Annotated in this window: 20 protein-coding genes and 1 tRNA gene; 7 read left to right on the plus strand and 14 right to left on the minus strand. The window is 75.1% G+C overall.

Going from position 1 to position 19233, the window contains the following annotated elements:
* Positions 1-17: 17 nt before the first annotated feature.
* Positions 18-94 (plus strand) — tRNA-Val (locus LG943_RS05405).
* A 252-nt stretch (positions 95-346) separates the two neighbouring features.
* Here the strand turns inward: LG943_RS05405 and LG943_RS05410 are convergent.
* The 10 genes from LG943_RS05410 to LG943_RS05455 form a co-directional block, all read right to left on the minus strand.
* Positions 347-1876 (minus strand): DUF6177 family protein, encoded by a 1530-nt coding sequence (locus LG943_RS05410; protein WP_270071063.1) that lies wholly within the window; start codon positions 1874-1876, stop codon positions 347-349.
* A gap of 29 nt (positions 1877-1905) precedes the next feature.
* Entirely contained in the window at positions 1906-2040 is a 135-nt protein-coding gene (locus LG943_RS05415) for a hypothetical protein (protein ID WP_270071064.1), read from the minus strand.
* Between the two features lie 122 nt (positions 2041-2162).
* Positions 2163-2804, minus strand: a complete 642-nt coding sequence (locus LG943_RS05420) for a hypothetical protein (protein ID WP_270071065.1) — start codon at positions 2802-2804, stop codon at positions 2163-2165.
* A gap of 38 nt (positions 2805-2842) precedes the next feature.
* Entirely contained in the window at positions 2843-3490 is a 648-nt protein-coding gene (locus LG943_RS05425; RefSeq protein WP_270071066.1) for a hypothetical protein, read from the minus strand.
* Between the two features lie 68 nt (positions 3491-3558).
* Positions 3559-4203, minus strand: coding sequence for a hypothetical protein (locus LG943_RS05430; protein ID WP_270071067.1), 645 nt, complete (start codon positions 4201-4203; stop codon positions 3559-3561).
* A gap of 2 nt (positions 4204-4205) precedes the next feature.
* Entirely contained in the window at positions 4206-6866 is a 2661-nt protein-coding gene (locus LG943_RS05435) for a hypothetical protein (protein WP_270071068.1), read from the minus strand.
* A 68-nt stretch (positions 6867-6934) separates the two neighbouring features.
* The gene (locus LG943_RS05440; protein WP_270071069.1) at positions 6935-7267 is read right to left on the minus strand and encodes a DUF6507 family protein; all 333 of its coding nucleotides are present in this window, start codon (positions 7265-7267) and stop codon (positions 6935-6937) included.
* 302 nt (positions 7268-7569) lie between these two features.
* Entirely contained in the window at positions 7570-8010 is a 441-nt protein-coding gene (locus LG943_RS05445) for a hypothetical protein (RefSeq protein ID WP_270071070.1), read from the minus strand.
* Between the two features lie 292 nt (positions 8011-8302).
* Positions 8303-9133, minus strand: coding sequence for an NAD(P)H-binding protein (locus LG943_RS05450; protein WP_270071071.1), 831 nt, complete (start codon positions 9131-9133; stop codon positions 8303-8305).
* Positions 9130-9561, minus strand: a complete 432-nt coding sequence (locus LG943_RS05455; RefSeq protein ID WP_270071072.1) for a nuclear transport factor 2 family protein — start codon at positions 9559-9561, stop codon at positions 9130-9132. The genes LG943_RS05450 and LG943_RS05455 overlap by 4 nt, the downstream gene beginning before the upstream one ends.
* A gap of 126 nt (positions 9562-9687) precedes the next feature.
* Between LG943_RS05455 and LG943_RS05460 the strand changes: the two genes are divergently transcribed.
* From LG943_RS05460 to LG943_RS05470, 3 genes are all read left to right on the plus strand, one after another.
* Positions 9688-10551 carry a helix-turn-helix transcriptional regulator gene (locus LG943_RS05460; RefSeq protein ID WP_270071073.1) on the plus strand — a complete coding sequence of 288 codons (864 nt, stop codon included), beginning with the start codon at positions 9688-9690 and terminating at the stop codon, positions 10549-10551.
* Positions 10552-10779: 228 nt separating this feature from the next.
* Complete coding sequence (locus LG943_RS05465; protein ID WP_270071074.1) at positions 10780-11331, plus strand: flavoprotein; 552 nt, start codon at positions 10780-10782, stop codon at positions 11329-11331.
* Between the two features lie 185 nt (positions 11332-11516).
* Positions 11517-12296 carry a class I SAM-dependent methyltransferase gene (locus tag LG943_RS05470; protein WP_270071075.1) on the plus strand — a complete coding sequence of 260 codons (780 nt, stop codon included), beginning with the start codon at positions 11517-11519 and terminating at the stop codon, positions 12294-12296.
* On the opposite strand, the gene LG943_RS05475 is transcribed toward LG943_RS05470, so the two are convergent.
* The 4 genes from LG943_RS05475 to LG943_RS05490 all read right to left on the minus strand — a co-directional run bounded on the left by LG943_RS05475 (position 12275) and on the right by LG943_RS05490 (position 16364).
* Positions 12275-13438 (minus strand): glycosyltransferase, encoded by a 1164-nt coding sequence (locus LG943_RS05475; protein WP_270071076.1) that lies wholly within the window; start codon positions 13436-13438, stop codon positions 12275-12277. The two genes, LG943_RS05470 and LG943_RS05475, sit on opposite strands and share 22 nt — an antisense overlap.
* Positions 13435-14694 carry a hypothetical protein gene (locus tag LG943_RS05480; RefSeq protein WP_270071077.1) on the minus strand — a complete coding sequence of 420 codons (1260 nt, stop codon included), beginning with the start codon at positions 14692-14694 and terminating at the stop codon, positions 13435-13437. The genes LG943_RS05475 and LG943_RS05480 overlap by 4 nt, the downstream gene beginning before the upstream one ends.
* Positions 14678-15634, minus strand: a complete 957-nt coding sequence (locus LG943_RS05485; RefSeq protein WP_270071078.1) for an NAD-dependent epimerase/dehydratase family protein — start codon at positions 15632-15634, stop codon at positions 14678-14680. Before LG943_RS05485 ends, LG943_RS05480 begins: the two co-directional genes overlap by 17 nt.
* A gap of 61 nt (positions 15635-15695) precedes the next feature.
* On the minus strand, positions 15696-16364 hold the full coding sequence (locus tag LG943_RS05490) for a D-sedoheptulose-7-phosphate isomerase (protein WP_270071079.1): 669 nt from the start codon (positions 16362-16364) through the stop codon (positions 15696-15698).
* 727 nt (positions 16365-17091) lie between these two features.
* Here LG943_RS05490 and LG943_RS05495 point away from each other — a divergent pair.
* The 3 genes from LG943_RS05495 to LG943_RS05505 are packed head-to-tail and all read left to right on the plus strand — an operon-like array spanning position 17092 to position 19231.
* Positions 17092-17985 (plus strand): HIT family protein, encoded by an 894-nt coding sequence (locus LG943_RS05495; RefSeq protein WP_270071080.1) that lies wholly within the window; start codon positions 17092-17094, stop codon positions 17983-17985.
* 5 nt (positions 17986-17990) lie between these two features.
* Positions 17991-18566, plus strand: a complete 576-nt coding sequence (locus LG943_RS05500; protein WP_270071081.1) for a D-glycero-alpha-D-manno-heptose-1,7-bisphosphate 7-phosphatase — start codon at positions 17991-17993, stop codon at positions 18564-18566.
* On the plus strand, positions 18563-19231 hold the full coding sequence (locus tag LG943_RS05505) for a DUF402 domain-containing protein (RefSeq protein ID WP_270071082.1): 669 nt from the start codon (positions 18563-18565) through the stop codon (positions 19229-19231). The genes LG943_RS05500 and LG943_RS05505 overlap by 4 nt, the downstream gene beginning before the upstream one ends.
* Positions 19232-19233 lie beyond the last annotated feature (2 nt).

Below are 19233 nucleotides of genomic sequence, written 5' to 3' on the forward strand. Positions count from 1 at the left end.
CTGGTTTCACCCCTCTGGGGCGGTTAGCTCAGTTGGTTAGAGCGCTACCTTGACACGGTAGAGGTCACAGGTTCGAATCCTGTATCGCCCACCAGCATCACCCCAGGTCAAAGGCCGCCTCGGCGGCCTTTTTCCATGCCCGGGCACCGCCCGTGGAGCGAACCTGGAGACGATCTTGCCCCAGACCTCTACGCAGCCTCCGCCTCTATCTGCGTCCGGAATGCCCGGGACGGGAGGGGGAAGAAGAGGAGGAGGTCAGGCTGACGGCCGGCACCGCCGCCATCGTTCCGCGCGGACGGTGGCACCGGATCCAACTCGACATCCCCAGCACCGTCATGACCATCACTCAGCCCTGCGGCGGCCGCTTGGAGAGACGCGCCGACGCGCTCTGACGACGCGTGCCCTTCGGCTCTTTGGGGTGGAGGTGGGAGATCAGCATCCGCAACCGCTGACGGTCGGCGGGGTTCGTGCCCTCGCCTATGGCGTACCACAGGGTCGGGGTGAGGCGTGGGCCGATGGGGACCGGGCGTACCGGGGCCGCTGATGCGTGGGCGAGGCCGCCGGTCTGGTGGAGGGCGGCGGGGCCCAGGGCCAGGCCGATCGGGATGAGGGCACCGCTGTGGGTCGCCGCGCGGGTGAGGTCGGGGCGGCCTCGGCGGCGGTGGACGTTGAGGGATTGGAGGCCGCCGCTCGCGGCCAACTCCTCGACCAGCCCCCTCACCGCCGACAGGTCGGGCTCGGCGCCCGCCGGGTAGGCCACCGCCAGCGTGGTGCTCTCCTTCACGCCCTCCGCGACCCGTTCCACGCGCAGGCTGCCGCTGAACGGCCGCGCGCCGCCGTGCGGTCCCAGGAAGACCAACCGCGAGCCGCGCGGGGAGCGGCGCCGGACGAGGTCGGTCAGTCTGTCCCGGTCCCACACCAGCGGCGCGGGCTCGCTGGTGCCCCACAGCGCCGGCGCTGACCCCGCCAGGGCCGTGGCCAGCAGCTCGGCCTCTCCCCCGACGCGCAGCTCGGCGTCGGCGGCGTGCAGCATGTTCAGGTCGAGGACCAGGTGGTCCACCAGGGAATCGGGGTTGCGGCGGAAACGCGGATGCGCCGTGGGTCCGGACCCGAGGGAAGGGTCTCGCACGAAGCCGGCGTCCTCGTGCCACACCAGCGGGACGCCGAAGAGGCCGTCGTAGTAGCCGCCGTCGGACGCGCGCACGACCCACCGCGCCATCGGGTTGTGCAGCAGGGCGGCCAACTCGTGGGTCAGCCGCGCCTCGGGCGGGGTGACCAACTGGAACGCGCGCCGCTGCCGCCCGTGCCCGGCGACGGCGTCGATGATCCACGGCGACAGCGGCACCACGGGCCGGTCCTGGACCGCCACCGCGACCCGCTCGGCGGCCAGGGAGACGGCGGGGTGGTCGGTGGCTCCCAGCAGCAGCGGATCGTCGCGGCGCAGGCGCGGCTCGGCCTCCCAGGTGGCGCCGCCGAACTGGGCCACGAGGGCGGCGGCGAAGCGGCGCACCATGCCGACGGTGTCGACGTCGCTCTCGCCTCCGGTTCCGGTGCCCTCGGCGTCGAACTCTCCGCCGCGCGCCTCGACCCACCACGGGTGCTCGGGCAGCGGGGTTCGGGCGGCGTCCGCGCCGGCGCCGCTCCGCCACACGGCGCGGTCGCCGCCGCCCAGGAGGCGGCGGACCTCGTCCAGGCCGGACAGCCGCTGCCCGGCCTGCGCGGCGGCGAGCAGCCGGCCGGAGTCGTCGCGGATCTCGACCACGGCGCCGTCGGCCACCGTGCGGACCCGCGCCCGGGGGTCGGCGTGGACAAGGGCCCTGGTCATGCCGCGCATGGTGGGGCGGTTCTCCAGCAGTGCGACGACGTCGTGGGTCATGGGGGTCCCCTCTGTGCCGGGTCTGGGGCCTACAGGTGGTCGCTGGCGGGATCCGCGAGTGCCCTGGCGGCGGGATAGTGGAGTTCGCCGGATGGCGTGGTCCGCGCCCGCAGGAGGAGGGAGGTGAACCGGGAGTCGTCCTCGCTCGCGGGGGTCCGGTCCACCGCGGGTTCGCAGCGGTCGACCACCCCGTGCGAGAGGACGAGAGTTCTGGTGGGGTCCGGACCGGATTCCGCGGTCTCCCGCCTCCAGCGGGCAACGGCTTCGCGCGCGTCCGGGATCCGCCTCATCGGTCTCCACCTGCCTCTTCGGCTTCGACGGTAAGCACGACGCCGTAGCCGCAGGGTTCGGCGTAGGCGGTCGCCTCGTCGGGTTCGTCGGCGTCGAGCCGCGCGCCCAACGCGGTCTCAAGGTCGCGCAGCGCCTTTTCGAGCCGTGGTGCGTTCCGTTCACTCACCTCGGGGTGCGGCCGTCCGCGGAAGTCCCTGGGCGACCAGATGTCGTGGTGGACTCCCACCGAGAGCATGGTGGCCGAGTCGTACACGGCGAGGGTCGCCGAGCAGATGTCCGGTTCCTCTCTGAGGGTGTCAGCGGGGGTGACCCAATATCCCCTGCCGCGCATGTGGAGGTAGGAGGGAATCGCGTCCGGATGGCCCGCCGGGCGGCTTTTCCAAATGTCCGCGGCAAACTCCTCAGGGGTCTCCCGGAAAGGGGCGCGGATCCGCGTTCTCGACCGGACGAGCCCGGTCGTGAGGCTGTGCCACTCCACATCGACATGATCGAGCACCAGCAGGCCGGACTTCTCCAGTGTGTCGGCCACCGTCAGCGCGATCGGCGCCCCTACGTCGAGCCCGTCCGCGTCCACGTCGTGGTCAAGAAGCCAGGTCCATGTCGCGATCGGGCTTCGCACGCTCATCAGTGCAGACATCGTTCAACGCCCCTGGCTCTCCTTGGCGGATCGGGGGCCTACAGGTGGCCGCTGACGTCGACGCCCGTGCCGTCCTCGGCGACGTGGGACCTTACGCCGTGGTTGAAGGGGGTACCGAAGAACGTCGGGCCGCCGGGGGTTCCGGGGGAACCAAGGGCCTGCTCGACGGCGCGGAGGCCGGCGGACAGGCGTGGGGCGTTCAACTCGTGGATCTCGGGGTGCGGGGTGCCGAAGAAGTCGTGCTCGGCCCAGATGTCGTGGTGGGCGGCCAGTTCCAGGTAGGCGGCCGACGGGCCGAGGCGGACCGTACCCGTCAGCAGGGCCGGGTCGGTCCGGGAGTCGCCGCCGGGGGCGAACCACCGGCCTGCGCCGATGAGGGCGAGCGCGGCGGGCGGCAGATCGGGGTCTCCGGCGGGGCGGGCGTCGCGGATCCGCTGCGCCAGGTTCTCGGCGGTGAACGGCTGGGAGGAGGAGACCCGGGTCCGAAACGGCGCCTCGGTCCCGTCCGGCGCCGCCCAGGACACCTCCACGGCCCGCAGATGCAGGAGTTCGGTCTTCTCCAGCACGTCGGCGGCGGTCACCGCGACCCGCGCGCCAAGGTCGAGCCCGCCGGGGCCGCCCCCGGGAGCGCCGACCTCCCACGTCCACGACGCCACCGGCGCGTCCGACCGGTACAGCAGCACCACTTCGCCTCCTACCGTCTCCGACTGGGCCTCTCCCGTCTGGGCGGGATGTCCGTTTGGGCCGCGCTCCGCTAGAGCCGCTCCGTCACATCGAGGGGGCGGCCGTTGGCGCCGCTGGGCGCGCGCACGCCGTAGTTGAACGACGTGCCCAGGAAGGTCGCGCCGTCGGGTTCGGTCTCCACGCCCAGCGCGCGTTCGACGGCGAGCAGCACCGCCTCCAGCCGGGGCGCGTTGCGCCGGTGCACCTCGGGGTGCGGGCGCCCGGCGAAGTCGTTCTCCGCCCAGATGTCGTGGTGGACACCGAGTTCGACCATGGTGTCCTCGTCCACGACGTTGAACGACACCCCGAACAGGTCGGGCTCGCCGCGCCGGGTGCCGTCGGCGGCGATCCAGTACCCGGTTCCGCGCAACTCCAGGATCGTCGGCTGGGCGTGCTCGTGGGCGGCCGGGCGGGTGTGCCAGACGCGGCGGACCAGGTCTTCGGGGGTGAGGCCGGCGGCGCCGCTCAGCCGCGTGCGGATGCCGAGGTAGCCGACACCGTCCTGGAACCACTGCGTCTCCACGTCCTCCACCGTGAACACGCCGGTCTCGCCGAGCGCCCGCGCCACGTTGACCACCACCGGGGCCCCGGCCGCGAAGCCGTCCGCGCCCTCGTCGTGCTCGACGACCCACGTCCACGTGGCCGTCCTCTTCAGCGATCTGGTCAGCAGAGACATACCTACCTACCTGTGGGCAAGCTCGGGAACGCGTCGCCGTCGGGCGGGATCATCAGGACTCCGTCGCGATGGTAGATGACGAAGACCATGTTGTTCCGGCGCGCGTTGTTCAGAATGCTGCGGTACTGCTTTTCGGAGATTTCCCCGAGCGGGGCGTCGGCCTCCATGATTCCGACCGTCCGGGTGTTCTCCCAGCCCGAAACGACTCTGAGCTGGTTGGCGATCTTCTTGGAGTTGTTGACGAGCTGGCTGCCCCGGATGGTCCCGTCCTGCACGTCCAGGTGCTTGATCTGGTAGGCGTAGTCGCCCGCGCTCCCGTCGGACCTGATGAAGGTGTCGATGTCGTAGTTCTCCGCCGCGTTCCGGGTGTCCTGCTCGGATTTCTTCTCGGCGAACTCCAGGCGGTCGACGGGATATCCCCGGTCTATCAGGTGGTCCATGAAGCGCAGCTCGGCGGCGGCGTCGCGGGCCATCGACGGGCTGGAGAAATCGGAGACGAATTCCGCGAAGTTGTGGACCTTGTCGACCCGGCCCTCCAGCAGGATGTCGGCGACCTGCCTTCCCACGGAGTCCCCGGACGCGCCGTCCCGCAGGCTGTCCACGATCTCCTCGACCTTGTTGGCGTTGAGGCCGGAGTTGCGCAGGACCTCCCGGACCCCCGCCTCCTGCTCGGGTGTCATCGGGCCGTCCGCCCGCTCGGGGTCGGGCCTGTCCTCGTCGGGGGACGACGGGCCGTCCCCTCCCCCGCCGCCTCCGGGTGGGCCGCCGCCGGGTGGGCGGTCGCCGCCGCCCCCGCCTCCGCCGGTTGACGGGTTCTGCTCGGGCCGGTCCTCGGTCACCTCCACCGGGCGGCCGGCGTCGTCCGGGCGGGGGTCGGCGCCGGGGCTGTTCGTGCCCTCGGTGCCGTCCGGGTCGTTGCGGCTCATCTCCAGGCCGTCGGGGGTGACCGGGACCCGGGTCCGGTCGTCGGGGCCGCCGCGGCCGCCGTCCGGGCCGGTGTCCTCCAGGGCGCCGATGGTCCAGGGCGCGTCGCCGTCGAGTTCGGCCATCCGCCCGCCGTCGATGTCGTCCATCTGGTCGGCGAGGTCCTCGTTGCGCCGGGCGATCTCGGAGAAGGCGTCGTCGACCTCCTCAGCGGTGGGGTCGCGGCGCGGGGCGGTCTGCCCGGGGGGTTGCTCCGGTTGCTGATCCGACTGCCGCTCGGGCGGCTGCTCCGGCCGCTGCTCGGGCGTTTGCTCCGCCGACGGCCGGTCCTCGGGCGGCCCCTCCCCGGTCTCCGGATCCGGCTCGGGCTCGGGGGTGCTCTCCTGCCTCGGCGGGGGGCTGGGGTCGGGCGCGCCCTCGGGGGCGAGGTCCGCGGCGGGCGGTGCCGCGGGCTGGTCGGGGACCGCGTTGCGGGTGGCGTTGAGCCGGCTGAGCGACTCGCTCATGTCCCCGATGCCCGAGGTGTCGAAGCCCTCGCCCGGCTCGATATTCTCGGGCCGGGTGACCTGCTGCGGCCCGCCTTCGGGCGTGGCGCCGGTGATCCGGTCGTCGCGCCGCTCGGCGTCGTCGCCGCCCTCGGAGCCGTCCCCGCCCCCCGAGGAGTCGCCGCCGCGCCCCACCGACCCCAGGATGCGGGTGACGCGGCTGGTGATCATGGGCACGCCGGCGACCGCCCCCAGGCCGGTGGCGCTCAGCGCGATCCCGCCCGCGATCATGCCGATGTTCGTCAGCGCGGTGCCGAAGACGTACCCCGGCCGCTCGTCCAGCTCGGTCCAGGGGAAGAACCCGTGGATGGCGTCGCCCCAGGCGCCCCTGGCCACGTCCCACGCCTCGCCGAGGCCGGCGGTGAACTCCCCGGTCTCGGGGTTGTAGACGCCGGCCATCGCCCCCAGCCCGGCGATCGAGTCGCCCCAGTAGCCGCCGAGGTTGCCCGTCCAACTGCCGCCCTGCCACAGCCAGCCCTCGTCGCCGTGGAGGCCGAACGCGCCGCCGAAGTCCTCCAGCGTGCCCATCAGCACGTCGCCCGCGCCGTGCACCAGGTCCACGTGTCCCTGGTGGTCGGTGCTCTGCGGCGACCCCCACGGCGTCTCCACGCCGGAGAAGGGCTCGGCCGTGCCGTAGACGGACTCGCCCGCGCCCGGCTGCCCGCCATCAGCACCGGCCCCGACGAACCGGGTGCCGCCGAACAGTGCGGTGATGGCGTTGGCGCAGTCGCGCTCGGCCGCCCAGTAGCGGTGCACCAGGGAGTTCACCCGGTTGAGCAGGTCGTTGTGCTCGCCGACCTTGTCGCTCTCGCCGCCGAAGAAGCCGCCCTCGTCCCAGTCGTCGTCGCCCTCGATCGAGGCGCGGAAGTCCTGGGCGTCCGCCTTGGCCTGCACCAACTGGGCCTTGAGGTCGCGGGCGGTCTCCGCGAAGGTCTCCAGCGCGGCGGCGACCTGCCCCAGGTCCACGTTGACCTCGTCGCCCTTCTCGGCGACCGGGTCCATCACCGCGAACAGCGTCTCGGCCTCGGGGGCGACGTAGTGGTCCCGCAGGTCCGACCAGGAGGTCTTGACGGCCTCGCCGGTCTCGGCGATGTTGCCGCCCTGGGCGCGCAGGTCGGCGGCGGCGTCCTCCAGCGCGTCGGGGTCGACGGCGGGGATGGGGATGGAGTCCGGGTCGATGAGGTCGTCACTCACTGCGGTGTCCTCGCCGGGGGGTGGGGGGTGCCGCCGGCCTGCGGCGCCGGCGGATGGGGGCGCGGTGGTCAGTCCTCGACGCTGCCGGCGTTGGCCTGGGCCTCGGCAGCCATCTCCAGGTTTCCGTTGATGTAGTGGCGGGTCGCGTTGCCCGCGCCCGTGACGCCGCTGGAGCCGCGGCCGATCATGTCTCCGACCAGGCCGAAGCAGTGGCCGGAGAACTCCTGGAGCGCGGTTCCGATCGGCGCGCTGGCGGCGGCGTCGTTGGCGTCGTTGACGGCCGTCTCCAGCGACTTGGCGTGCAGGCTCAGCCCTTCGGTGCCCGCCTCGTCGCCGATGTGGCCGGCGACGGTCTCCAGCACCCGGAAGACGTCGCCGGTTCGCAGGTCCCACGTCGACATCGCGGCCGCCACTCCCCTCCGCCGGGCTGCACGGCCGCGGCGATCGGCTGTCCGGGCTGCCACGGCCCCGCCTCCTGCGGGGTCCGCGGACGGCGCTCGCGGGGACCGGAAGCCGTGCCCGGCACCGGCCGCGCGCCGTGCTCGCAGCATGCAACACCGGCCGCGCCCCGCGCGAGGGCCGCCGTTTGCGCGGCGGCGGAGATCAACGGGGCGGCCCGCGCAGTTGGGCGACCATGTGGATCTTGGCGGGCAGGCGGCGAGTGTGACGTGGACCACTGTCCACAAACGGTCACGCGGCGCGCCTACGGCAGGACGCCGCGCGCCTGGCAGACGACCGCCGTGGAGACCATGAGCATGACGCCCGCACCCATGGGGAAGGTGATGACGGCGTAGTCGGACTGCCCGCCGAGGAGCCCTTGCCAGTACAGCCATGACGCGGCCGACACCAGGAGCACGGCCACGAGCAGGAGCACGCACGCGCAGCCGACGACGACCCGCTCCCCGCCTCTGCTCAGCGGTGACCACGGCCGCCCGACGTGAACGCCGAGGGCCAGGTAGAAACCGCCGGACACACTGGACGACGCGGCCCCCACGCCGTGCAGGTCGAGTACGGCGGCCGAGATCCCCATCTGCACCACGGGCACGGCCACCGCACCACCGATGACGATGAGGATCCACCCGAGGACCGCCGAGCCCCGCACCGCCCGCTTGTCCGCCGCGGTGAAACCGCTTCGGCTCTCCATGTGCGCAGACCGCCTTCCGCCGCCGAAGCCGCCGGCGAACCGGGGGGCGCGGTTCGTGGAGGACCGATGGTTCCCAACGCCCCTCCACCGCCACCGCCACCGTAGTCGCCGGCTCTGTCGGGCGGTGTCCTCGGGGCCGGGGAACCGGGGTCCCGTGGCGCCCCCCGCCGTGGTCCGGGCTCCGCCGGGCGGTGTCCTCGGGGCCGGGGAACCGGGGTCCCGTGGCGCCCTCCGCCGTGGTCCGGGCTCCTCCGGGCGGGCCGCCCGTCGCGGGGCGGGCCGTCCGGGGTGGTCAGGGCGTGGTCCACTCCGTCCGGTGGGCGCTGGCGAAGTCCCGGAAGGGGCGGGGCGGGCGGCCGGTCAGGCGGTGGACGGTGTCGGTGACGCGGTCCTCGCGGCCCTCGGCGATGGCGGTGTCCACCCCGACCAGCGCCGCGGCGAAGGGCTCGGGCATGCCCGCGGCCACGTTGCGCGCGACCAGTTCGGCCACCGGGGCGGGCGTGTGGCGCACCGGGCGGCCGGTGACCTCGGCGATGACCGCCGCCGCCTCCGTGTACCCCAACGCCTCCGGCCCGGTCAGCACGTGCTCGCCGGCCACCGGCCCCGGCGCCGACAGCACCTCCGCGGCCACGGCCGCGATGTCGGCGGCGTCGATCCAGCCGAGCCGCCCCTGGCCGGTCGCCGAGCGGATCTCGCCGCGCTCCCGGATCCCCGCCGCCACCGGGTGCGCCCCGGTGAAGTTCTGCATGAACCCCGACGGCCGCAGCACCACCCACTCCGGGAACGACCGCACGGCCCGGCCCAGCTCCGCGACCCCCGGGGCGCCCGGCAGCTCCGCCAGCGAGCCCAGCAGCACCACGCGCCGCACCCCGGCGGCCCGCGCGGCCGCCAGGAACGGCCCGACCAGCGGCATGGGGTCCAGCGTCAGCGGCGGCGGCACCAGGTACACCGCCTCGGCGCCGGCGAGCGCCGGGGTGTGCGTCCGCGGGTCCGCCCAGTCGAACGGCACGCCGCCGGGGCCGGGCCGGCGGGCGGCCGCGCGGACGTCGGCGCCGCGCTCCCGCAGCGCCGCGACGAGAGGGCGGCCGGTGTTGCCGGTAGCGCCCGTGACCAGGATCGTCACTGCCCCAGCCCCTTCCGCAGCGCCTCCAGCGCCCCGCCGGCGCGCGCCGCCTGGACGGGGCTCCAGTAGTCGCGGTACTCGGCGATCAGCCCGTCCCGGACCGTGACCACGGTGATGTAGTCCATCCGGTAGGGCGCGCCCGTGCGCACCGTCCGGCCCTCGGCGCTGAACTCGGCGACGACGGTCTCGGGGTCCCCGGTGCGGTGCACCCGCACCGCCGCCACCCCGGTGACGTCGTACACGTCGGTGTAGCCGGCCAGGTAGTCGCGGACGGCCGCGCGCCCGCTCAGGCGGGTGGGCGCCCCGGCCTCGGCGAACGGGAACTCGGCCGTCCCGTCCGGCGCCCACAGCTCCGCGATGCCGGCCATGTCCTTGGCGACCAGCAGCTCCAGCAGCCGCCGGAACACCCCTTCGGGTGATCGGTCCATCTCCCACCTCCGGTGTCGGTCCGTCGCCTGCCAGGTTCGCCGGGTCCGCCGCGCGGCGGAACGGCAGCGTCGTCCCCTGACCACCGGTCCGTGGTTCGCCGACCGCGCGTGTGCCAGGCTGGGGGCGTGGACAAGCGAGAACTCGGCGGGTTCCTGCGCGCCCGCCGCGAGGCCCTGCGCCCGGCCGACGTCGGCCTCCCCGACCACGCGGGCGGGCGCGCCCGGCGCACGCCGGGGCTGCGGCGTGAGGAGGTCGCCGACCTCGCGGGCGTCTCGGTGAACTACTACGAGCGGCTGGAGCAGGCGCGGGCGCCGCGCCCCTCGCCGCAGGTGGTCGACGCGGTCGGCCGGGCGCTGCGGCTGTCGGAGGCCGAACGGGCGCACCTGTCCCGGCTCGCCGGGCACGCGCCGCCCGCGCCGCCCGACCCGGCCGACCGGGTCCCGCCGGGGGTGTCCGCCCTGCTGGACCGGCTCGGCCCGGTCGCCGGCTACGTGTGCGACGCCCGCCACGACATCGTGGCCTGGAACGGCCTGGCGGCGGCGCTGATCACCGACTTCGGCGCGCTGCCCCCGGCCGAGCGCAACGTGCTGCGGCTGGCCATGGGCGCGGGCCGGGCGGTGTGCTCGGCTCCCCCGGAGGCGGCGGGCGGGTTCGAGGCCCAGGCGGCGGCCGAATCGCGCGAGGCGCTGGCCCGGCGCCCCCACGACCTCGCGCTGCGCCGGCTGGTCGGCGAGTTCGCCGAGTGGTCGCCCGCCTTCGCGGCGCGGTGGCGGCGGCACGACGTCCGGCCGCGCGCGACGCTGCGCAAGCGGGTCGACCACGCCGACCTCGGGGTGCTCGACCTCGACTGCCAGACGCTCACCGTGCCCGGCACCGGCCTGCGCGTGGTGCTGCTCAGCGCGGAACCGGGCACCCTGGCCCACGACAAGCTCACCCGGCTCCAACTTGGCCTCGCGGCCACCAAGCCCGAGCCCTCCCCGCGCGCGTAGCGGAGCGGTCCTCTTCACGATCGGCTCGAAGTCGGCGATGGAGCCCCATCCGCGCGCCTAGCGCGGCGTAGCGAGCGCCCCGCCGACGCACAACCGGCCCTTCCCGCGCGCGTAGCGGCCGGGAGCACGGTCGGGACACGCGCCGGGCCGGCGTGGCCGGCGCCGACGCCTGCTCCCGCGCCCCGGTCCCGCCCGGCTCGTACGCCGCCCCGCTCCTAGACTGCCCGCATGGACGAACGAGCCCTGTACCTGGTCGTGACCGGCGCCCCCGCGCGGGACGCCCCGGTGGCCCGCCTGGTGGCCGAGGCGCAGCGCCGGGGCTGGGCCGTCACCGTGATCTCGACGCCCATGGGCACCCGGTTCCACGATCCCGACGAACTGGAGCGCCTCACCGGGGCCGCGCCGCGCGTCGACTTCCGCCGCCCGGGCACCGGGCAGCGCCTCGTCCCGCCAGACGCCCTGCTGGCCTGCCCCCTCACCTTCAACTCGCTCAACAAGATCGCCGCCGGATTCGCCGACACCATGGCGGTCGCAGTGGTCTGCGAGATGCTCGGCTACGGGGTCCCCACCGTGGCTGTGCCCCACGTCAACGCGCCGCTGGCCCGGCACGCCGCCGTCGAGCCGAGCATCGCCGCGCTGCGGTCGATGGGCGCGCGGGTGCTGTTCGACCCCGATGCCCCCGCGGAGCGGCGGACCCCGCCCTGGGACCGGGTCCTCGACGCCGTCGAGGAGGTCTGGCACCGGCGCCCGCAGCCGCGCGCGGCCACCGACCCGCCCTGACGCGGTCCACGGCAAAAGAAACTGGGCATGGCGGAGCCGGCATATGCCGCAGGTGAAACCGCACTTTTTCCGACTCTTTCTCCTGTGCGCCGCCCATTGCCGGGGGTTGTCCGGATGGACTAAATTTGCACTGCGAAACGCGCGCGGGAAAACCGTCCTGCTCGACGAAAAGGGAGAGGTCGCCCATGGCCGAGGAACGGCACAAGGACCCACGGACGCTTCCCCACGAATCCGAGTACGAACGCGGCGCGCGGGAGCGGCTCGCCGAACTTCTCGCCGATTCCCCGGTTCCCGCGAATTACCTGCTGGACAACCTCGGCCTGTACACGCGCCGGCACACCCTCGCCGACCTGCTGTCCATGGACGCCCTCTACCGGATGGCCATGGACGTTCCCGGTGAGTTCATGGAGTTCGGGGTTTTCCACGGCCGCCACCTCGCCACTCTCACCGCCCTTCGGGGGCTTTACGAGCCCTACAACTCCACCCGCCGCATCATCGGTTTCGACACCTTCACCGGATTTCCCGACCTCGCCGATATCGACCGGGTGAGCCCGAGCGCCGACCCGGGCCGGTTCGCCACTCCCGAGGGTTATCTCGGCCACCTGCGCGAGGTCATCGCCGCCCACGAGTCGCTGGAACCGCTCGCGCACATCCAGCGGACGTTCGCGGTCGAAGGAGACGTCCGGGAAACCGTTCCGGCCTATCTCGCCGACAATCCGCACACCGTTGTCGCGCTCGCCTATTTCGACCTCGACATCTACGAGCCCACCCGCGCCGTCCTCTCCGCCGTTCGGCCCTATCTCACCCAGGGCAGCGTGATCGCCTTCGACGAACTCGCCCACCCCAAGTGGCCCGGCGAGACCGCCGCCCTGCGCGAGACCCTGGGCGCCGACACCGTCCGGCTCCGCCGCCTGCCCGTCCACGGGCGTGAGGCGCCCATCGTCTACCTGCGCTGGGGCGAGTAGCCGGCCCGCCGCCCGCGGAGCCGGTCGAGCAGGGCGCGCACCGGCTCCTCCAGAGCGCTCCAGGAGTAGCGGTCCCGCACCAGGTCGTAGGCCGCGGCCCGGCGGCGCAGGTCGGCCGCCGGGTCGCCGAGCAGGTCGGCGACCGCGCGCACGTGGGATTCCGGGTCCAGGCCGACCCCGAGGTAGTGCGTCCCCGCCACCGCGTCGAGCCCCTCGGCGCCTTTGGCGGTCGACAGCACCGGCACGCCCGCCGCGAACGCCTCCAGGATCTTCAGCCGGGTGCCGCTGCCCAGGGCCAGCGGCACCACCAGCGCGGTGCCGTCGAACAGCGGCTCGACCTCCGCGGGGTTCTCCAGCAGTGTCGTCCCCGCACCGGGCGAGGACCGGGTCCGCCCCTTGCCCGGCACCCGCCCGGCGACGGTCAGGGCGGCGTCGGGGAACGCCGCGCGGACGGCCGGGAAGATGTCCCGGGTCAACCGGTCGACCGCGTCGGCGTTGGGGATGTACCCGAGGTGGCCGAGGAAGAGCAGCCGGGGTCCGGGCAGCGGGCGCCGCAGCCGCTCGGGCGGAGGCGCGGGCACCCGCACGCTGTTGGGCACCACGGCGGTGGCGGCGGCCGGCCGGTACTGGGCGCGGTACCGCTCCTCGTCCTCAAGGGAGACGAACGTGACCACGGCCGCGTGCCGGGCCGCGTAGGACTCGATGGCGCGCAGCGCCGCCACGTCGTGCTCGCGCCTGACCCGCGCGCGCACCTCGGCGGAGAGCCGGGGGTCCTCGGCCGCCTCCGCCCACAGCAGCGACTCCGCGTCGTGCAGGTCCAGCACGGCGGTGCACCCGGCCTCCACCGCGATCCGGAAGTAGCGGTGCAGCCGCGACTCGCTGACGACGACCGCCTCCACCTCGGGTCGGCGCACCAGCTCCGCCAGCCGCGCGGCGACCACCGGGTGGTGGTCGGCGGCGAACGGGTCGCGGAACCCGAGGTCGGGAGGCGGTGGTGCGTCCGCCGGCCGGGGCTCCCCGGTGGCCACCGGCACCACACGGACGTCGGCGACGGCGCGCAGCGCCGCCAGCAGCGCCCGGTTGCGCAGGACCGCGCCGCCCACCGCGCCGGGGCTGATGTCGCGCACGACCAGGACGATCACCGCGGCCTCCTCCGCTGGGACTCCGCGGGCGGGCCGGCCGTCGCAAAGCCGGCGTCGACCACGGCCCGCGCGCCCGCCTCAACCGCCGCCGCGGCCAGGCGGGCGTGGGCGCGCTCGGCGTCGGGGGTCATGGCCGCGGCGTGCCGGGGCAGCAGCCCCGACCCGGCCAGGGTGCCCAGGGCCGCATCACGCAGGGCCGCCGCCCGGGCGCCGGTCTCGAACGGGCCGCCGCGCGCGGCCTCGGCGCCCATCAGCCAGGCGTAGGCCCACAGCTCCTGGGCGACCCACCGGGGCGGCCCCGGCACCGAGGCGAGGCAGCGGCGCGCCGCGTCGCCGAACCCGGCCAGCACCTGGTCGGCGGACACCCCCAGGCCGTCCACCGCGCACCGCCACGGCTGGTCCGGGATCCAGCCGAAGTCGGCGCGCACGTCGCGCGGCAGCGGGCGGATCCGGCATTCCGAACGCCGCAGCCGCAGCCCGAAGTCGGGCACCGCGTCCGCCCTGGGCGGGCGCCGGCCCGCGCCCGGCGCGGCAGGCGTGTGCCCTCCGGTGGCGCCGAACGGCACCGCCCCCGTCCGCACGCCGTCGTCGTCGTTGCCCGCGAGGCTGGGCACGGTGCGGTGCTCCACCAGGTGCGGCAGCACCGCCCACACCTCCAGCCCGTCCTCCTTGCAGAACCGCTTGACCAGTTCGTCGTCGGCCTTCAGGGAGTCGGGGAAGCCCTGGAGGAACGCCGCGAGCCGGTGCGCGCGGCCGGCGGGCAGCACCAGCCCCTGGCACGGCACGTACTCGTGCAGGCTCAACTGCGCCCACGCCGAGCCGGCGGTCGCGGCGCGCCGGGCCAGGTAGGCGTTGATGGGCGCGTTCCACATGACGTGCAGGGCGATGGCGGCCTCGGGGCGCCGCGCGACGGCGGCGGTGACGTGCCGGGCGAAGCCGGCCACGGGCACGACGTCGTCCTGGAGGACGAGGTGGTGGGTGGACTCCGGTGCCACGGCGGCCCACGCGCGCTTGGCGGTCCGCAGCGGGCTGGGCGGGCCGCCGGGGTCGGGGTCGGCGACGGGCCGCGCGGTGAGCGGGCGGCAGCGCTCCAGCAGGTCGGGCAGGAACCGCTCGCGCGCGGGGTGGTGCATGACGGCCGCGCCGACGCGCGGCCGGCACGCGGCGGGCACGGCCGGCTCGGCCGCGCGGGCGCCGGGCCCCACCGCCGCGCCGACCCCGTCCGCCCCGCCGGCCGGGTCAGTGGAGCGGCGCACGGGCGTCCTCCTCGCGCAGGTGGGCGACCAGTGCCGCGATGCCCTCGGGCAGGGCGACCGAGGGCCGCCAGCCCAACTGCTCCTCGGCCCGGCGCGGGCTCAGGCACACGCGGCGGACCTCGCCCGCCAGCGCCGGGCCGTGCCGGACCACCGGTTCGGTGCCGAGGCACCTGGCCAGTTCGCCCAGCACGTCCAGGACGGAGGTCTCGATCCCGGTGCCGAGGTTCACCGGTCCGCTGCCGCGCTCCAGCGCGGCGAGGAAGGCGCGGACGACGTCGGCGACGTAGACGTAGTCGCGCGTGGTGCGGCCGTCGCCGTTGACCACGCACTCCCGCCCCCGCAGCATCCGCTGGGCGAAGATGCTGATCACGCCGGCCTCGCCCAGGGGATCCTGGCGCGGCCCGTAGACGTTGCCCAGGGCCAGCGCCACGTGGTCGATGCCGTACTGCTCCCGGTAGATCCGCAGGTACTCGTGGGCGACCGACTTGGTCAGCCCGTAGAACGACAGCGGGCGGTGGGGCAGGTCCTCGGTCAGCGGCAGGCGCTCGGGCGGCACCGCGCCGTAGACGGTGCCCCCGCTGGAGGCGAACACCACCCGGCGCGTGCCGCTGTCCGCGGCGGCCGCCAGCAGGTTGACCAGGCCCAGCACGTTGACGCGCGCGTCCAGCAGCGGGTCGCGCATCGAGGTCTTCACGCTCATCTGCGCGCCGAGCAGCAGCAGCGCGTCCGGGCGGAAGCCGCGCACCACCTCGGCCGCCTCGGGCGAGCTGACGTCCAGGTGGTGCAGGCTGAGGCGGGGCGAGTCGCGCACCGCGTCCAGGTTGCGCCGGCGGCCGGTCGAGTAGTCGTCGATGACGGCGGCCTCGTGGCCGGCCGCGAGGACGGCCTCGGTGAGGTGCGAGCCGATGAACCCGGCTCCGCCGGTGATGACAACGCGCACGGGTTCTCCAGGGTGCGGGGATGCGGGCGGTGTGGGCAGGGGCGGGCAGGGGCGGGCGGGGTCACCGGGCCGCCGAGGGGGACGGCAGCGGCGGTGCGGGGGGCCGCGCGGCCTCGGCCACGGTCACCGCACGCGTGCGGCGCAGGACCCGGGCGGCCATGTGGTTGACCGCCAGGCACAGGTCCTCGCCGATTCCGTAGTCGCCGGCCCCCATCGCCAGGGCGCGGTCGCTCAGCCGCGACAGGTCGCTCTCGCGGCCGACCATCGCCAGCACCCGCACGCCGATCTTGCGGGCGGCCTCGGCCGCGAGCAGCACGTTGCGGGAGGTGCCGCTGATGCTGATCAGCACCAGGACGTCGCCTTCGGCGGCCAGCGAGCGCAGTTGCAGGGAGAAGACGTCGTCGTAGGAGAAGTCGTTGGCGATGGCGGTGATCCGGGCCACGCTGTCGCTGAGGCAGTGGATGTGGCCGGCGCCGATGCCGCGGTGGCGGTCCACGGCGGCGGAGAGGTCGGCGGCCATGTGCGAGGCGGTGGTGGCGCTGCCGCCGTTGCCCGCGACGAACACGCGGCGCCCCTCCAGCAGCGGGTCGGTCAGTTCGGCGATGAACTCGGCGACGTCGCCAGTGGGCAACTGGTCGAGCGCGCCGCGCAGGTCGCCGACATAGTCGTGGACGCTGCCGCGGATCTCGCGCAGGGATTCGTTCGGCTCCGCGGACGCGGCGATCTTCACGGCGGACTCCAGGAGACCAGAGGGAATGCGCGGAAATGGCGCTGGGAACAGGAGGTGGGTCCAATGACGCCGGGAATCGGACAATCGCCCGGGGAGTCGGCGAGCGTCGTCTTTCGGTCGGGTTTGGCGTCGAACGCGGAATCGGACTGGCGCGCAACTCGCCGCCGAGCGTAGGCGGGCCGCTTCAGGGGTGTCAACCCGGCTACGCCGCACATCGGGGATCCGGAGAAAACCTACGGCACCCGGGAAAGCACCAGGTCAGGATCTTGACCGCGCGCAAGGCCGGACGGCGGGCACCGCGGCGGGCGGAACGGAGGGTTGACCCGGAATCACCCGCCGACCTGCCCAGATAAACCGGTTTTGCGGAAATACGCCCGCACCTCCCGCAAATGATCTTCGCCGTCCGGATCCGGTCATTGCAACTGAGGGTTTTGGCCGCTCCTTGACATCACGAACGGGTCTCGGTAGACATTTTTCTGGCGTTCAGGAGCAGTCCCGGTCCAGGCCGCCGAATCACGGGCCGACACCGCATTCGACCACGACGGACCGGCGCCGCCGTGCCGCGCACGCCGACCGAGGAAGACGAGGTGGCCGCCGTGCCCACGGCAGTCCGACGACCCCCAGTCAGCGACCGCGACCATCCCGCCCCGCACCGCCGCCCCATCGGCCGCCCCCACCCCCTCCGCCGCACCGCCCGCCGCTCCCTCGACGTCCGGGAGGCCCGGCCGTGACCCCCCTGACCGCCCCCGAGCCCGCCTGGGTGCGCGATCCCTGGTCGCGCCGCGGCGGCTACATCGCCGCGCACCGCAACCACCGGCCCGCCGACGGCCCCGACTGCCCCTTCTGCCCCTCCGGCCGCGAGGCGCCTCCCGCCTACGCCGCCCCCTACGCGTTTCCCAACCGGTGGCCGCCGCTGCCGGCGGGCCGCTCCACGGTCGTCGTCCACGACCGCGACCACGACGGCGACTTCGGCACCATCCCCGCCGCCTCCACCGCCGCCGTGGTGGACCTGTGGGCCGCCACCACCCGCGCGCACGCGGCCCTGCCCGGCGTGGGCTGCGTCCTGGTGTTCGAGAACCGCGGCGCCGCCGCCGGCGCCACGGTCGCCCACCCCCACAGCCAGGTGTTCGCCCTCCCCCCGCTCGACCCGCCCCCGCCGGGCGCCGACTGCCCCGGCTGCGCCCCGCCCGACCCGGCGCTCGCGGTCACCGGCCACGGCCGCTGGCACATCCTGGTGCCCGAAGGCCCGACCGCCCCCTATATGCTGCGCCTGGCCCCGCGCCGCCACGTCGGCGCGCTGCCCGACCTCGACGCCGCCGAGCGCCGCGACCTCGCGGCGGCGCTGCGCGACGCCGTCCGGCGGCTCGACGGCCTCTTCGGCACCGCCATGCCCTACCACCTCTCCATCCGCCAGGACCTCGACCGGCCGGCGCACCTCTACGCCGACATCGCCGGCCTGCTGCGCGCCCCCGGCCGGCTGCGGGTGCTCGGCGCCGCCGAGACCGCCACCGGCCTGTTCTTCACCCCGGTGGACCCGCGCGACGCCGCCGCCCGGCTTCGCGCCGCCGCCGGCGCGGGCGTGCGCCAGGCCCCCGGTGCGGGCGCCGGGGCCACGCGGTGACCGCCGTGCCGCGCGGGCCGGTGGCGGTCGGCCCGCTGCGGCCCTGCCCCACCGGGCGCGCCGTGTTCCTCGACCGCGACGGCGTCCTCATCGCCAACCGCGCCGACCACGTGCGCGACTTCCCCGACGTGGAGGTGCTGCCGCGCGCCCGCGCGGCGGTGCGGCGGATCACCTCGGCGGGCTACGCCGCCGTGGTGGTCACCAACCAGGCCGTGGTGGGCCGCGACGGCGCCCCGCTCGACCACATCGTCGCGGTGCACCGCCACGCCCTGCGGCTGCTGGGCGCCGCCGTCTCGGCCTCCTACCTGTGCCCGCACTCCCCCGCCGACGGCTGCCCCTGCCGCAAGCCCCGGCCCGGGATGCTGCTGCGGGCGGCGCGCGACCTCGGCCTCGACCTGGGCCGCTCCTACACCGTTGGCGACGCGCTCACCGACGTCGACGCCGGCCGCAGCGCCGGCACCGCCACCGCGCTGGTGCTCACCGGGCGCGGCGCCGACCAGTACCGCCGCGCCGACCCCGCCGACCTGGCCGGCACCGCCGTCCTGGCCGACGTGGGCGTCCTCGCGGACCTGCTGCCGTGAGGGGCGCGTGGGCCGAGGGCGCCCAGATCCTGCTGCGCCACGCGGTGCGCGGCCGCACCTGGTCGCTGGTGCCCGTCACCGTCCTGGGCGACACCCCGGACGGCGCGGTGGTGCGCATCAGCGCCGGCTCCCACTGGCTCGCCCCCACCGCCGCCGACGGCGCGCTCCTGCGGCTCGGCCCCGACCGGTGGCACCTGGCGGCGCGCCCGTGGACCACCCACGACCTCGTCTACGTCGTCGAGCCGGACCGGTGGTACGCCCTGGGCCTGCTCGTGCTGCCCACCGGCCGCCCCGTCGCCTGGTACCTCAACTTCCAACTGCCCGCCCGCCGCACCCCGTGGGGCATCGACACCCTCGACCTGGAGCTGGACATGACCGCCCCGGTGCGCGCGGCCGAGGCGGTGCCGCGGTGGCGGCTGAAGGACGCCCCCCGGTTCCGCGCGCTGGTGGCGGCGGGGTTCTTCTCCACCGACCAACTCCGGCACACGGTCGCGGCGCTGCGGACCCACCGCGCCGCCGACCTGCTCGCCGAGCAGCGCCGCGAACTGCTGCGCCACCGCCACCGCAGGCACCCCCCGGCGGGCATCGCCGCGGCCGCGCGCGGCGCCGGCCTGCCGCCCGACGTCCGCGCCGCCCCGCGCACCCCCACCGACGCCATCGCCTAGCG

This window comes from Streptomonospora mangrovi, from assembly GCF_027604915.1.
In the GTDB taxonomy this organism is placed as follows: domain Bacteria; phylum Actinomycetota; class Actinomycetes; order Streptosporangiales; family Streptosporangiaceae; genus Streptomonospora; species Streptomonospora mangrovi.